This is a genomic window from Streptomyces sp. NRRL F-5122, from assembly GCF_001507435.1.
Lineage (GTDB): Bacteria > Actinomycetota > Actinomycetes > Streptomycetales > Streptomycetaceae > Streptomyces > Streptomyces lannensis.
Genome location: NZ_LMWH01000037.1, coordinates 100,420 through 114,458, shown reverse-complemented (window position 1 = coordinate 114,458; position 14,039 = coordinate 100,420). Strand labels below are relative to the sequence as shown.

Sequence of the window (14,039 nt, the reverse complement as noted above, 5' to 3'; positions counted from 1 at the left end):
CCGCCGTGCTCAAGGCGACTCTGCGCAGCTTCCTCGCGCACAAGGGACGGCTCGCGCTCTCGGCGCTCGCCATCGTCCTGTCCGTGGCGTTCGTCGCCGGCAGCCTGATCTTCTCGGACACGGTCACCCGGACCTTCGACCGGTTGTTCGCCTCCACGGCGGCCGACGTGACGGTGAGTCCCAAGGAGGATCTGACCTCGCAGATCCCGTCCGGGGTGACGCCGACGCTTCCCGCCTCGCTCGCCGCGCGGATCGCCGGGGTCGACGGCGTCGCCGCCGCCCATGTGGACGCCTCGGTCACCAACCTCACGGTCGTCGACAGCAGGAACGACCCGGTGGGACCCACGACCGGCGCCCCCACCATCGCCAAGGACTGGTACGTCACCGAGCGCAGCCCGGTCGAACTCACCTCCGGACATGCGCCGCAGGGCCCCGGCGAGGCACTCCTGGACGCCGACACCGCCCGGCACAAGCACGTGGCGATCGGCGACACGCTCACGATCCTGGCCCGGCCCGGCTCGTTCAGGGTGCGGGTCGTCGGCATCGCCACCTTCACGACCACCAACCCCGGCGCCGCCCTGGTCTTCCTTGACACCCCGACCGCCCAGACCAGGCTGCTGGGCAGTCCCGATGCGGCCACGAGCATCGCGGTCGACGCGGCGCCCGGCGTCGGCGACGCCCGGCTCAAGCAGCGGATCGCGACCCGACTCGGCTCCCCCGCCTACGACCTGAAGACCGCGAGCGAACAGGCCAAGTCCGACACCGACCAACTCGGCGCGTTCCTGGACGTGATCAAGTACGTGATGCTGGGGTTCGCCGGCATCGCGGTGCTCGTGGGCGTGTTCCTCATCGTCAACACGTTCTCCATGCTCATCGCCCAGCGCACCCGCGAACTGGGACTGCTGCGCGCCCTGGGTGCCGACCGGCGGCAGGTGCGCCGGTCGGTGCTCACGGAGGCGCTGCTGCTCGGCGTGGTCGGCTCGACGCTGGGGCTGGCCGCGGGCATCGGGCTCGCCGCCGCGCTGATCCGGCTGATGAGCGCCTTCGGCATGAATCTGAAGTCCACCGAGATGGTGATCGGCTGGACGACCCCGGTCGCCGCATATGTGGTCGGGGTCGGGGTGACCTTCGTGGCCGCCTACCTCCCCGCGCGGCGCGCGGCGGGCGTGTCCCCCATGGCGGCCCTCGCCGACGCCGAGGTCGCCGGTGTCGGTCGGCCGCTCAAACTGCGCGCGGTGGCGGGAGCGATCGTCGGCGCGCTCGGTGTGGCCGCGCTGGCGGGGTGCGCCCGGGCGACGAAGACCGCGCCCGCGGCCTCCCTGCTTGGACTGGGGGTGGTCCTCACCCTCGTCGCGACCGTCATCGCGGGACCGCTGCTCGTGCGACCGGTGATCCGTGTGCTGGGCGGCGCCTTCCCGGCCCTGTTCGGTTCGGTCGGGCGGATGAGCCAGCGCAACGCCCTGCGCAACCCGCGGCGCACCGGCGCCACCGCGTCGGCACTGATGGTGGGACTCGCGCTGGTGGGCGGGATGTCGGTGGCCAGCGCATCCATGTCCACGTCGTTCGACCAGCAGATCGACAAGACGCTGGGCGCCGACTTCGTGGTGCAGAACAGCAACTTCCAGCCCTTCCCGCAGGAGATCACCGCACGGGTCCGCGCCACGGAGGGCGTGGGACTCGTGGTGCGCCAGCGATTCACGCCCGTCGCGGTGCGGCTGCCGGACGGCAAGCTCGTCGAGTCGACGGCCGCCGGCTACGACCCGCGGCTCGACGACGTCGCCCACATCACCTACACCCGGGGCGACACCGCCGCCGCGCTCGCGGACGGGTCGCTCGCGATGGACGGGAAGTTCGCGTCGAGTCACGGTGTCCGTGTCGGCAGCACGATCCCCGTCACGTTCCCGGCAGGGCGGCACGCCGATCTCATGGTCGGTGCGCTCACCGACCAGGGCGGGTCCGGCGGCTTCGGCACCCAGGGCGGGCTCTACCTCGGGATGGCGACGCTCCAGAAGTACGTTCCGGACGGGCAGGACTCGGGCCTGTACGTCAATGCCGCACCCGGCACCCCCAAGGACGAGTTGCGCTCCCGGCTGGAGAAGACCCTCGACCCGTACCCCCAGGTCCAGGTCCGCGACCAGGCCGACTACAAGAAGCTGGTGCACGACCAGATCGCCGTGCTGCTCTACCTCGTCTACGCCCTGCTCGGCCTGGCGATCGTCATCGCGGTGCTCGGGGTCGTCAACACCCTTGCCCTGTCGGTCGTCGAGCGCACCCGCGAGATCGGACTGCTGCGCGCGATCGGGCTATCCCGCAGGCAGCTGCGGCGGATGATCCGGCTGGAGTCGGTGGTGATCGCCGTGTTCGGTGCCGTGCTCGGACTGGCACTGGGGCTCGTGTGGGGTGTGTGCACCCAGCAGGTGCTCGCGTTGCAGGGGATGAGGGCCCTGGAGATCCCGTGGGGCACGATCGTCGCCGTGGTCGTGGGATCGGCGGTCGTGGGTGTGGTCGCGGCGCTGCTGCCCGCCCTGCGCGCGTCGCGCATGAATGTGCTGGCGGCGATCGCACACGAATGATGTACTCGGCACGCACTCAAGTCGCGTCCCGCTGAGGAGAGTTCATGCCGCGTCCGTTCCGCTTCGGCGTCAATCTGCTCGAGCCCGCACCGGCGGGTGAGTGGCGCGCCAAGTGCCGCCGGGCCGAGCAGCTGGGCTACGACGTGATCCTGGTCCCGGACCATCTCGGCCTGCCGGCGCCGTTCCCCGCCCTGGTGGCGGCCGCGGATGCCACCGAGCGCCCCAGGGTCGGCACGTTCGTGCTCAACACGGGGTTCTGGAATCCGGCGCTGCTCGCCCGGGAGGTGGCGACGACGGACGCACTGACGGGCGGCCGCCTCGAGCTGGGCCTCGGCACCGGTTACGTGCAGTCGGAGCACGAGGAGGCCGCACTGCCCTACGGTTCGCCCGGCGAGCGTGTGGATCACCTGCACCGGACGGTGCGCGAGCTGGACGAACTGCTCGGCGCGGAGACGCATCTGCCGCGGCCGGTGCAGAAGCCGCGCGTGCCACTGCTGATCGGTGCCAACGGAGACCGGATGCTGCGGATCACCGCGGAGCACGCCGACATCGCCGCGTTCACCGGGGCGCGCCCCGTCGCGGCGAGCACGACGGGACGCCTGGCACCGCTCTCGGCCGAGGAGCTCGACGCGCGCGTCGCCGTGTACCGGCGGCTGGCGGCCGGTCGCGAGGAGCCCGCCGAACTCAATCTGCTCATCCAGCTGGTGGCCGTCACCGACGACCCCGCGGGCACGGTCCGTCCGCTGCTGGAGCGCAACCCCGACCTGACCCTCGAGGGGGCTCTGGCGCTGCCCGTCGTCCTGGCCGGCCCCCTGGAGGAGATCGTCGAGCGGGTGCGGGCCCAGCGCGAACGCTTCGGGTTCTCGTATTTCACGGTTCTGGAGCCCTGCATGGAGGCGTTCGCGCCGGTGATCGAGTCCCTGCGCGGAAAGTAGCCGTCCGCATGCCGGAAATATCGCGTCCGCCGGATCCCTCCGTGATGGGATCTCCGCATGACCGATCTGCGGATACGCCCCGCGCGCCCCGAGGACCTGGACGCCGTGCTCGCCTTCTGGAAGACGGCCGCGGAGGGCACGAGCATCAGCGACGACCGGCACGGCGTGGAGGGCCTTGTCGCCCGCGATCCCGAGGCGCTGCTCCTGGCCGAGCACGCCGGCGCACTGGTCGGCACCGTGATCGCGGGCTTCGACGGCTGGCGCTGCCATCTGTACCGGCTCGCCGTGCATCCCGAGCGGCGACGCTCGGGCATCGCCTCCGCACTGCTGGCCGCCGCGGAGGAACGGTTCGTCCGGCTCGGCGGGCGCCGGGGCGACGCGATGGTCCTGCAGCGCAACACCACCGCCCATCAGGCATGGCGGTCGGCGGGGTACTCGCCCGAGGAACACTGGCGTCGCTGGGTGAAGCCCCTCACGGACTGAATGACTTTGCCGATCCTTTACCATGGATGCGTCGAGCCCTCCCCCGGACGGGTCAACTCGTCCCAGCATGGAAAGGTGTGAGCGTCCGCCGATGGGCGAGCCTCCCAGTATCCGACCTCGCGCGGTCTCCGCGTCCCTGGCCGATCATGGGACGGAGGTGACCCGATGACCGAAGTGCTCCTCCTGCTGGTGGCGGTACTGCTCTCACTCGCCTGCGGTGGGTTCGTCGCGGCGGAGTTCTCGCTCACCACGGTCGAACGCAGCGCCCTGGAGCATGCGGTCAGGCGCGGCGAGCGTGGCGCCACCGGTGCCCTCAAGGCCGTGCGGAGCCTGACGTTCCAGCTCTCCGGCGCCCAGCTCGGAATCACGGTCACCAACCTCGTGGTCGGCATGCTCGCGGAACCGTCGATCGCCAAGCTGCTCGCCGGCCCGCTCGGAGCCCTCGGACTGTCGCGCTCCGCGGCCACGTCCTTCGCCCTCGTGATCGGCACGGGCCTGTCGACCGTGTTCCTGATGGTGGTCGGCGAGCTGGTGCCCAAGAACTGGGCGATCTCCTCGCCGCTGGCCGTGGCCCGGCGCGTCGGTACGCCCCAGCGCTGGTTCAGCGCCGCCTTCCGCCCCTTCATCACCCATCTCAACAACACCGCGAACCACGTCGTACGCCGCTTCGGCCTCGAGCCTGCCGAGGAGCTCGCCTCCGCGCGCGGCCCCCAGGAACTGGTGGCGCTCGCGCGACACTCCGCCAAGGAGGGCGCGCTCGAGGCGGACACCGCCGAGCTGTTCGTCCGCACCCTCAACCTCGCCGACCTCACCGCCGAGAACGTGATGACGCCACGCGTCCAGGTCATGGCCCTCGAGGCGCAGGCGAGGTGCGAGGACGTGGCGAACGCGACCCGCGCGAGCGGTCTGTCGCGCTTCCCCGTCTACCGCGGGAACCTCGACTCGGTCGTCGGCATCGCACACATCAGGGACGTCGTGGCCGTACCCGCCGAGAAGCGGCAGCACTGCTCGGTCGCCCGGGTGATGCGGGAACCGCTCTTCGTCCCGGAGTCCCTCACCGTCGACAGGTTGCTCGACCGGCTCTCCGGAAAGAACACCATGGCCGTCGTCATCGACGAGTACGGCGGCACCGCCGGGGTCGTCACGCTGGAGGACATCGTCGAGGAGGTCGTCGGCGAGGTCCACGACGAGCACGACCCCCAGGAGGCGCCCGACCTTGCCCCGGCCGGCACAGACGACACCGGCCGCACGCTGTACCTGGCCGACGGTTCGGCCCGCACCGACCAGCTCGCCCGTGTGGGGCTGCGGGTGCCCGAAGGCCCGTACGAGACCCTCGCCGGACTCGTCGCCGCGGAGCTCGGCCGCATACCCGCAAAGGACGACCATGTGGACGTCTCCGGCTGGCGCCTGGACGTGGTGGACGCCTCCGGGCGCCGGGCCGCGCGCGTGCTCATGCACGCACCGGTCGTGGAGCGGGAGGGGGAGCCGTGACCGTCGTCCAGTTGCTGATCGGTCTGCTGACCCTCGTCGCGAACGCGTTCTTCGTGGGCGCCGAGTTCGCGCTGATCTCCGTGCGCCGCAGCCAGATCGAGCCCCATGTCGAGGCCGGCGACCGGCGCGCCCGCAGTGTGCTGTGGGGCCTGGAGCATGTGTCGGTGCTCCTGGCGGCCGCGCAGCTCGGCATCACCCTGTGCACCCTGGTCCTCGGTGTGGTCGCCGAACCCGCGATCGAGCACCTGCTGGAACCCGTCTTCCACGCGGTGGGCATCCCACCGGGAGCGGGCCGTGTGGTGTCGTTCGTGATCGCGCTGACCCTGGCGACCTATCTGCACATGCTCTTCGGCGAGATGGTGCCGAAGAACATCGCGCTCGCTGAGCCGGTGCGCCTTGCGCTGCTGCTGGGCCCGCCGCTCGTGGCACTGTCCCGGGCCCTGCGCCCGGTGATCTTCACCGTGAACACCTTCGCGAACACCCTGCTCACACTGCTGCGCGTGGAGACCAAGGACGAGGTCACCGCCACCTTCTCGGACGACGAGCTGGCACGGCTGGTCAAGGCCTCCACAGCCGCCGGGCTCATCGACGACCGCGCCCAGGAGCGACTGCACGACGCCCTGGAACTGGGCCGCCGGCCCGTGCGGGACGTGGTCGTCCCGCTGGAACGCGTCGTCTACACGCATGTGGGCGTCACCCCGGATCAGCTGGAGCGGCTCTCCGCCGAGTCCGGGTTCTCACGCTTCCCCGTCGTGGACGAGAACCGGCGGATCATCGGCTATCTGCACGTCAAGGACGCGCTGGACGCGACCGCGCCCGACGAGCCGTTCCGGCTGCGGGACATCCGTGCCGTCCCGCGGGTGCGGGAGGACACACCGCTCGACGACGTGCTCACCGCCATGCGCCGCAACCGCACGCACCTCGCGGCGGTCAACGGCGAGGACGGCCGGCTGGCCGGGCTGGTGACGATGGAGGACGTACTGCGGGAGCTGTTCGGACAGCCGCGGGAGCCTGGCACGGTCGGCTGACACCCCCTCCCCCCGACGGGCCGGGCCTGAGCCGTCGGGGGGTGCGGGGCGACCGACCGGCGGGTATGCGCGCGGGATACCATCAACGGCGCCATGCAGACGAACCCCATGTACACCAGCCTGGTCGCCGTCGGCGACTCCTTCACCGAGGGCATGTCGGACCTGCTGCCCGACGGCAACTACCGCGGCTGGGCCGATGTCCTCGCGGGCCGGATGGCCGCGCGGTCGCCCGGTTTCCGGTATGCCAACCTCGCCGTCCGCGGCAAGCTGATCAAGCAGATCGTCGACGAGCAGGTGGATGTGGCGGCCGCGATGCAGGCCGATGTGATCACCCTGGTCGGCGGGCTGAACGACACGCTGCGGCCCAGGTGCGACATGGGCCGGGTCCGAGGTCTGCTCACCGAGGCCGTGGAGCGGCTGGCCCCGTCGTGCAAGCAGCTGGTCCTGATGCGCAGCCCCGGCCGGCAGGGCCCGGTCCTCGAGCGCTTCCGGCCCCGCATGGAGGAGCTGTTCGCCTGCGTGGACGAGCTCGCGGAACGGCACGGTGCCGTCGTGGTCGACCTGTACGGGGCGGCATCGCTCTCCGATCCCCGGATGTGGGACGTGGACCGGCTGCACCTGACGGACGAGGGGCACCGCCGGGTGGCGGAGGCCGTATGGCAGACCCTCGGGTACGAGGGCGCGGACGCGGAGTGGCGCACGCCGCTGCCCCCGTCCGCCCCGCCGAACTGGCTCGCCCGCCGGACCGCGGACGTGCACTTCACCCGGCAGCATCTGCTGCCCTGGATAGGCCGCAGGCTGACCGGCCGCTCGTCCGGCGACGGCCTCCCGGCCAAGCGCCCGGACCTGCTGCCGTACGAGGGACCCGCCGCATAGGAACGGAACGCTTCGAAGGGGGTCGTGCATGACCACGACGGTGATCAACCTCAAGGGCCGCCTTCAGGAGTTCGGCCCCGCTCTGGCGGACGGCCCGGAGGACGTCGTCTACATCGGCCGACGCATGGTCAGGGGCGGCTGGAACCTCCCCGGGCACCCGCTGTACAACCCGTTCCAGCTCGACACCCCGCAGAAGAAGCGCGACGGGACACGGGCCGAGGTGATGGACAAGTACCGGGAGCATCTGAAGTCCCGCCCCGATCTGCTGGAGCTGGTGCCCGCACTGCGCGGCAGGACTCTGGCCTGCTGGTGCGCGCCCGAGGCGTGCCACGGTGACATCCTGGTGGAGATCGCGGACCGCACCGGGGGCCTCGGGCACGGGTCGTAGGAACCGCCCCGCGGGCGCCACCCGACTCCGCGGCGGCGGAGCCGTCCGCGGTGACGCGGGTCTCGTAGTTTCCGCCGAATCGGCCTATGGCGCTGGCCTGCACGAATCGCCAGTAGAATCGGTGCACGTGACTGCTGCGCCCGCAAAGCCCCGAATCCCGAACGTCCTCGCCGGACGCTACGCCTCCGCCGAGCTCGCCACGCTCTGGTCCCCCGAGCAGAAGGTGAAGCTGGAGCGGCAGCTCTGGCTCGCCGTGCTGCGGGCCCAGAAGGACCTGGGGATCGAGGTCCCCGACGCGGCGATCGCCGACTACGAGCGCGCTCTCGACCAGGTGGACCTCGCCTCGATCGCCGAGCGTGAGCGGGTCACGCGGCACGACGTGAAGGCGCGGATCGAGGAGTTCAACGCGCTGGCCGGTCACGAGCACGTGCACAAGGGCATGACCTCGCGCGATCTGACTGAGAACGTCGAGCAGCTGCAGATCAGGCTGTCGCTGGAGCTGATGCGCGATCGCACGGTGGCGGTACTGGCCCGCCTCGGCAAGCTGGCGGGTGAATACGGCGAGCTGGTCATGGCCGGTCGCTCCCACAACGTCGCCGCGCAGGCCACCACCCTCGGCAAGCGCTTCGCCACGGCGGCGGACGAGCTGCTGGTGGCCTTCGGCCGGGTCGAGGAACTGCTCGGCCGCTACCCGCTGCGCGGCGTCAAGGGACCCGTGGGCACCGCGCAGGACATGCTCGACCTGCTCGGCGGCGACGCGGCCAAGCTCGCCGAACTGGAGCGCCGGATCGCGCACCACCTGGGCTTCTCGCAGGCCTTCACCTCGGTCGGGCAGGTCTACCCGCGCTCGCTGGACTACGAGGTTGTCACCGCGCTGGTCCAGCTGGCGGCGGCCCCGTCGTCGCTGGCGAAGACGATCCGGCTGATGGCCGGGCACGAGCTGGTCACCGAGGGCTTCAAGCCGGGGCAGGTCGGCTCCTCCGCGATGCCGCACAAGATGAACACCCGCTCCTGCGAGCGTGTCAACGGCCTGATGGTCGTCCTGCGCGGCTACGCGTCGATGACCGGTGAGCTGGCGGGCGACCAGTGGAACGAGGGCGACGTCTCCTGCTCGGTGGTGCGCCGCGTGGCGCTGCCCGACGCGTTCTTCGCGCTGGACGGACTGCTCGAGACGTTCTTGACGGTGCTCGACGAGTTCGGTGCCTTCCCCGCGGTCGTCGCACGTGAGCTGGACCGCTATCTGCCGTTCCTCGCCACGACCAAGGTGCTGATGGCCTCGGTACGCGCTGGCGTCGGCCGGGAGGTCGCGCACGAGGCCATCAAGGAGAACGCCGTCGCCTGCGCCCTGGCCATGCGGGAGCAGGGCGCCGAGCGCAACGAACTGCTGGACAGGCTGGCCGCCGACAAGCGCATCCCGCTCGACCGCGACGCGTTGGACGCGCTCATGGCCGACAAGCTGTCCTTCACGGGCGCCGCGGCCGACCAGGTCGGTGCGCTCGTCGGCCGTGTCGACGAGATCGTGAAGCAGCACCCGGAGGCCGCCGGTTACACCCCGGGGGCGATCCTCTGACCCGGTTCACCCCGGCGGAACTGGAGGCCGCCCGCGACCGGCTGGTACCGGACGTGGTCGCGGACGGCCTCGCCGTTCTGTTCTGCGGCATCAACCCCGGTCTCATGACGGCGGCGACGGGCCATCACTTCGCCCGCCCCGGCAACCGCTTCTGGCCCGTACTGCACCTGTCCGGTTTCACCCCGCGGCTGTTCAAGCCGTCGGAACAGGCGGAGTTGCTGACGTACGGGCTCGGCATCACCAATGTGGTGGCGCGGGCGACCGCACGGGCGGACGAGCTGGACGCCGAGGAGTTCCGCGAGGGCGGGCGCGTCCTCGGCGCGAAGGTGGAGCGGCTGCGTCCGCAGTGGCTCGCGGTCGTCGGAGTGACCGCGTATCGGGCGGCCTTCGACGACCGCAGGGCCGTCGTCGGTCCGCAGGAGCGCACGATCGGGTCGAGCCGGATCTGGGTCCTGCCCAACCCCAGTGGCCTCAACGCGCATTGGACGGCAGCGACGATGGCGCAGGAGTACGGGCGGCTGCGCGAGGCCGCTGGGCGCTAGCGGATCAGGGCGGGTCCCGGTCCGTGACGGCGGCCAGCAGCCTTATCTCGTCCGCCCCGTCGCGCTCGGCCACGCCGAGGGCCACCCATCGGCCGGTGCCGTCCGGCCGCCACAGATACAGCTCGTCCACGAGGTCGCCGAGTGTCGCCCAGGGCTCCGGTATCTCCTCGCCGCGTGCCTTGCGGACGCCGACGGTCAGTGACCACCAGCGCAGTCCCTCCCCCCAACGGTCGTCCAGCCGCTGGGCGATGGCCTCCTTCCAGGCGTCGAGGTCCTCCGCCCAGCGCTCCCGCTCCGCGCCGTCACCCGTACCGACACCGGCGCTCACCGCCAACGGGGCGATGTGGAACCCCGGGCCCCCGAAGCCCACGTCCGACGCACCGCTCCGCGCCGGGAACTCCCGCGCGCGCAGCAGGTCGATCGTGGCCAGGTGCTGGTCGATGGTCATACGTCCAGTACAGCAGTCGTCACTGACAATTGGCGGGGAGTCAGCCACCTTGCGGGTTCCGTTCGTTCGGCTCCCCGATGGGTCGGGCGTCCTGGCGGCCGCGGCGTACGGCGGCACGGGCAAGGCGCGGGCCCCGGAGGCGGTGCGTCGGGCGTGGCACCGGCCGATCGGGAGGCGGAGGCGCGGCCGTTGGCACGCGGCCTGCCGGACCCGCAGACGGCCGCACATCCGGTTGTCGGCACGGAGCCGGTGAAGCCGTAGCAGGCGCGTGAAAACGCCGTCGGTGGCCCGCGACCGCACGCAGGCCGTGATCTCGGTCCACGGGTCCGCCTTCGTCGTACCGGGCTGATACGACCGTGGCCGCGGGCCCGGCTCGCCCGTGATGTGCGGCGTGCCCGGAAGGTCGCTCCGCTCGTTTGGTGCCTGGCCCTCGCGGGTGTGCGCGACGCCGAGTACGATCCGCCCAACACGCGCACGAGCTGGGAGGACGGACGTTGGGGCGGCTGACCGGCGGGGACCCCTCTCTGCTGAGAAGGATCAACTCGGCGGTGGTGCTGCATGCGCTGCGCGCCACGGACCGCGCGACCCTCACCGAGATCACACGGGTGACGGGGCTCTCCCGGCCGACCGTGGAGGGCGTCGTCGAGGGTCTGATCGAGGGCGGGCTGGTGGTGGAACAGGCGGCCGAGGAGGGCGCCGCCCGGCGTCAGGGACGGCCCGCGCGGACCTTCCGCTTCCGGGCGGAGGCAGGCCATCTGCTGGGCATCGACGTGGGCGCGCACCGGGTGACCTCGGTCCTCGCCGATCTCGACGGCCGGGAGCTCGGCACCCTGTCCAAGGAGATCTCCGAGACGGCGCCGGCTGACGAACGCCTGGAGCGGCTGCGGAGCACGGTGGCCGAGCTGCTGCGCCGGGCGGGCGTGGCGCGCGACTCGCTGCGCGCGGTCGGCGTGGGCAGTCCCGGGATCGTGGAGGCCGACGGGACCGTCCGGCTCGGCACGGCGCTGCCCGGGTGGACCGGGTTGAAGCTCGGCGATCGGCTCAGCCGTTCATTCAAGTGCCCGGTGCTGGTCGAGAACGACGCCAACGCGGCGACCGTCGCGGAGCATTGGAAGGGTGCGGCCACCGAGTCCGACGACATCGTGTTCGTGCTGGCCGGGCTGAGTCCGGGCGCCGGTGCGCTCATCGGCGGCCGGCTGCACCGCGGCTTCGGCGGGGCGGCCGGCGAGATCGGGGCGCTGCACCTGCTGGGCCGCGAGGCGACTCCGGAGACACTGCTGTCGACCACGGACCAGCCGCTGCATCCGCTGGACGAGCAACAGGTCGCGGACGTCTTCGCGCTCGCCAGGGAGGGCGACCAGCGCGCCCGCGCCGCCGTGGACCGCTTCATACAGCGGCTCGTGCACGACGTGGCGGCGCTCGTCCTGGCACTCGACCCCGAACTGGTCGTCATCGGCGGCTGGGCGGCGGGTCTGGACGGCGTGCTCGCCCCGCTGCGGAACGAGCTGGCCCGCTACTGCCTGCGCCCCCCGAAGGTCACCCTTTCGCAGCTGGGCGAGGCCGCCGTGGCGACCGGAGCACTACGGCTGGCGCTCGACCACGTGGAGGAGCAGTTGTTCGCGGTGGAGGGCACCGTGACGGCACGGCGCTGAGCCAGGCCGCGTGGCCGCACGGCGCGCTTACGACGTCGCGCCCCGGACCGATGGGTCCGGGGCGCGACGTCGTACGCAGGCCCTGGGAGGGCCGGTGGACCGTGGTGGGGTCACGGGCACCGGGCGGGGCGGTCAGGAGGCGCGGCGCTCCGGGTCGTGGTGGATCTCCACACCGCCGGTGGCTCCGAAGGTCAGGCGGCAGGTGTCCGCACGGTAGGTGGCGACGGAGACCGCCGCGGTGCGTGCGTCCGCGTAGAAGCGGGTGGTGACGACGAGGACGGGGGCACCGGGCAGCCGGTCGAGCTCCCTCGCGTCCTCGGCACTGACCGAACCCAGCTCCACGGACTGCTCCTGGCCCTCGAACTCGAGGTGCTGCAGCTCCCGGAGCAGCGCACGCGCCCGCGCCGGGCCCGAAGGTGCGTCTATCGCGGAGAGGTCGGGCACCGAGGACTCGGGGACGTAGATCAGCTCGGCCGCGACGGGCTGCCCGTGGCTGACCCGGGAACGGCGCACCGTGTGCACGTCCTCGTCACGGTCGGTCTCCAGGAGGTCCGCCACGGCGGGGGGCGCGACCGCCAGGGTGCAGTCGGTGGGCTTCCAGGCGTCGTCCGCCGCACCCGGCCAGGTGTGCTGCTCGGAGCCCACGGCCACGCCCATGCGGGGCGGTGCGACGGTGGTGCCCACACCGCGGCGGCGCTGCAGCCGGCCCTCCAGTTCGAGCTGTTCGAGCGCCTGGCGGAGGGTGGCGCGGGCGACTCCGAAGCGGGCCGCGAGGTCCCGCTCGTTGGGCAGGATCTCGCCCACGGAGAACTCGGAGTCGAGCGCTTCGGTGAGTACGGTCTTGAGGTGCCAGTACTTAGGCTCCGGCACCGTTTCCAGCTGCGTGGTCCCCACCCTGTCCTCCGCAATCGCCGTGGCGCGCCGGCGTTTAAGCGCCCTTGTTTATTAAAGGTTGTTGCACTTCTCTGCGACCATAGGGCGGCCCCCACCCTTGGTCAAGACCAATCCTCGATCCCTTACGCACCGCATAGGGTCCGCACCGCAGAGCGTTCACACGGCGTTCGCGATGGACGCCGCCGGTGACATGACAGCGCGACCCCGGTTCGGAAGACGTTCATGAAGCGGGGCTACGGGTCCGTCCGTACCACGGCTAGCCGACGGACAGGGATCCCAGCTTGTCCGGGTTGCGCATGATGTAGATGCACTGGATGAGCCCGTCCACGACGTCCACCTGGAGGACGGTGTCCGGCTTGCCGCCCGAAAGGACGAGCAGGGCCGTGCCACCGTTGAGCTCCGGGAATCGGAACGACACGTCCTCGATGCCCTTGGCGGCCACACCGGCCATGAACCTGGCGACCTTGTCGGCGCTCTCCAGGACCCGCAGCGGCGCCTTGGTGCGGCCCCCGCTGTCCCCGACCAGACGGACGTCCGGGGCCAGCAGCCGCAGCAGCCCGTCCAGATCGCCCTCGACCGACGCGGCGAGGAACCGCTCGGTCAGATCGCGCCGTTCGGCCTGGTCGACTTCGTAGCGCGGCCGCCGCTCGTCGACGTGCCTGCGGGCCCGGATGGCGAGTTGGCGCACCGCGGCCTCACTGCGGTCCAGGGTGGCGGCGATGTCCGCGAAGGGGTAGCCGAAGGCCTCCCTGAGCACGAACACCGCACGCTCCAGCGGTGACAGGGACTCCAGGACGACCAGGACGGCGAGCGAGACGGAGTCGGTGAGTACGGCCCGCTCCGCCGTGTCCGGCACGGCGTCGCCGAAGTCGGTGGCATACGGCTCGGGCAGCCAGGGACCGACGTAGGACTCCTTGCGTGCCTGGGCCTGACGCAACCGGTCGACCGCCAGCCGGGTCGTGATGCGCACCAGGTAGCCGCGCGGCGCGCGCACGGCGTCGCGGTCGGCGCGGGACCAGCGCAGCCACGCCTCCTGGACCACGTCCTCGGCGTCACTCACCCGGCCGAGCATGCGATAGGCGACACCCATCAGTACGGGGCGATGCTCTTCGAAAACCTCGGTCGCGGCGTCGGTGGTCACCGCTCCATCCCATCCGAC

13 protein-coding genes are annotated in these 14,039 nt (G+C 71.6%); 10 read left to right on the top strand and 3 right to left on the bottom strand.

Annotated elements, in window-relative coordinates; genetic code table 11:
- Window positions 1-5 precede the first annotated feature (5 nt).
- The 9 genes from ADL25_RS06630 to mug all read left to right on the top strand — a co-directional run bounded on the left by ADL25_RS06630 (window position 6) and on the right by mug (window position 9,886).
- Window positions 6-2,573 carry an ABC transporter permease gene (locus tag ADL25_RS06630; protein WP_059126694.1) on the top strand — a complete coding sequence of 856 codons (2,568 nt, stop codon included), beginning with the start codon at window positions 6-8 and terminating at the stop codon, window positions 2,571-2,573.
- Between the two features lie 44 nt (window positions 2,574-2,617).
- Window positions 2,618-3,508 (top strand): LLM class F420-dependent oxidoreductase, encoded by an 891-nt coding sequence (locus tag ADL25_RS06625; protein WP_059126693.1) that lies wholly within the window; start codon window positions 2,618-2,620, stop codon window positions 3,506-3,508.
- Window positions 3,509-3,565: 57 nt separating this feature from the next.
- A complete protein-coding gene (locus tag ADL25_RS06620) occupies window positions 3,566-3,991 on the top strand; it encodes a GNAT family N-acetyltransferase (RefSeq protein WP_059126692.1) in 426 nt (141 codons plus the stop codon).
- 165 nt (window positions 3,992-4,156) lie between these two features.
- Window positions 4,157-5,482, top strand: a complete 1,326-nt coding sequence (locus ADL25_RS06615; RefSeq protein WP_059126691.1) for a hemolysin family protein — start codon at window positions 4,157-4,159, stop codon at window positions 5,480-5,482.
- Window positions 5,479-6,510 (top strand): hemolysin family protein, encoded by a 1,032-nt coding sequence (locus ADL25_RS06610; RefSeq protein WP_059126690.1) that lies wholly within the window; start codon window positions 5,479-5,481, stop codon window positions 6,508-6,510. Before ADL25_RS06615 ends, ADL25_RS06610 begins: the two co-directional genes overlap by 4 nt.
- 93 nt (window positions 6,511-6,603) lie before the next feature.
- Window positions 6,604-7,386 carry an SGNH/GDSL hydrolase family protein gene (locus ADL25_RS06605; protein ID WP_059126689.1) on the top strand — a complete coding sequence of 261 codons (783 nt, stop codon included), beginning with the start codon at window positions 6,604-6,606 and terminating at the stop codon, window positions 7,384-7,386.
- A gap of 28 nt (window positions 7,387-7,414) precedes the next feature.
- The gene (locus tag ADL25_RS06600) at window positions 7,415-7,774 is read left to right on the top strand and encodes a DUF4326 domain-containing protein (protein WP_059126688.1); all 360 of its coding nucleotides are present in this window, start codon (window positions 7,415-7,417) and stop codon (window positions 7,772-7,774) included.
- Between the two features lie 127 nt (window positions 7,775-7,901).
- Complete coding sequence (purB, locus tag ADL25_RS06595) at window positions 7,902-9,344, top strand: adenylosuccinate lyase (protein WP_059126863.1); 1,443 nt, start codon at window positions 7,902-7,904, stop codon at window positions 9,342-9,344.
- A complete protein-coding gene (gene mug, locus ADL25_RS06590) occupies window positions 9,341-9,886 on the top strand; it encodes a G/U mismatch-specific DNA glycosylase (protein WP_079050217.1) in 546 nt (181 codons plus the stop codon). Before purB ends, mug begins: the two co-directional genes overlap by 4 nt.
- 4 nt (window positions 9,887-9,890) lie before the next feature.
- Here mug and ADL25_RS06585 read toward each other — a convergent pair whose 3' ends face one another.
- Window positions 9,891-10,334 (bottom strand): hypothetical protein, encoded by a 444-nt coding sequence (locus ADL25_RS06585; RefSeq protein ID WP_059126686.1) that lies wholly within the window; start codon window positions 10,332-10,334, stop codon window positions 9,891-9,893.
- 494 nt (window positions 10,335-10,828) lie between these two features.
- On the opposite strand from ADL25_RS06585, the gene ADL25_RS06580 reads away from it, so the two are divergent.
- Entirely contained in the window at window positions 10,829-11,986 is a 1,158-nt protein-coding gene (locus ADL25_RS06580) for an ROK family transcriptional regulator (RefSeq protein WP_079050216.1), read from the top strand.
- 132 nt (window positions 11,987-12,118) lie between these two features.
- Here the strand turns inward: ADL25_RS06580 and ADL25_RS06575 are convergent, their stop codons facing one another.
- Window positions 12,119-12,880, bottom strand: a complete 762-nt coding sequence (locus tag ADL25_RS06575) for a GntR family transcriptional regulator (protein WP_059126684.1) — start codon at window positions 12,878-12,880, stop codon at window positions 12,119-12,121.
- Between the two features lie 256 nt (window positions 12,881-13,136).
- The gene (locus ADL25_RS06570; RefSeq protein ID WP_059126683.1) at window positions 13,137-14,021 is read right to left on the bottom strand and encodes an RNA polymerase sigma-70 factor; all 885 of its coding nucleotides are present in this window, start codon (window positions 14,019-14,021) and stop codon (window positions 13,137-13,139) included.
- Between the last annotated feature and the right edge of the window lie 18 nt (window positions 14,022-14,039).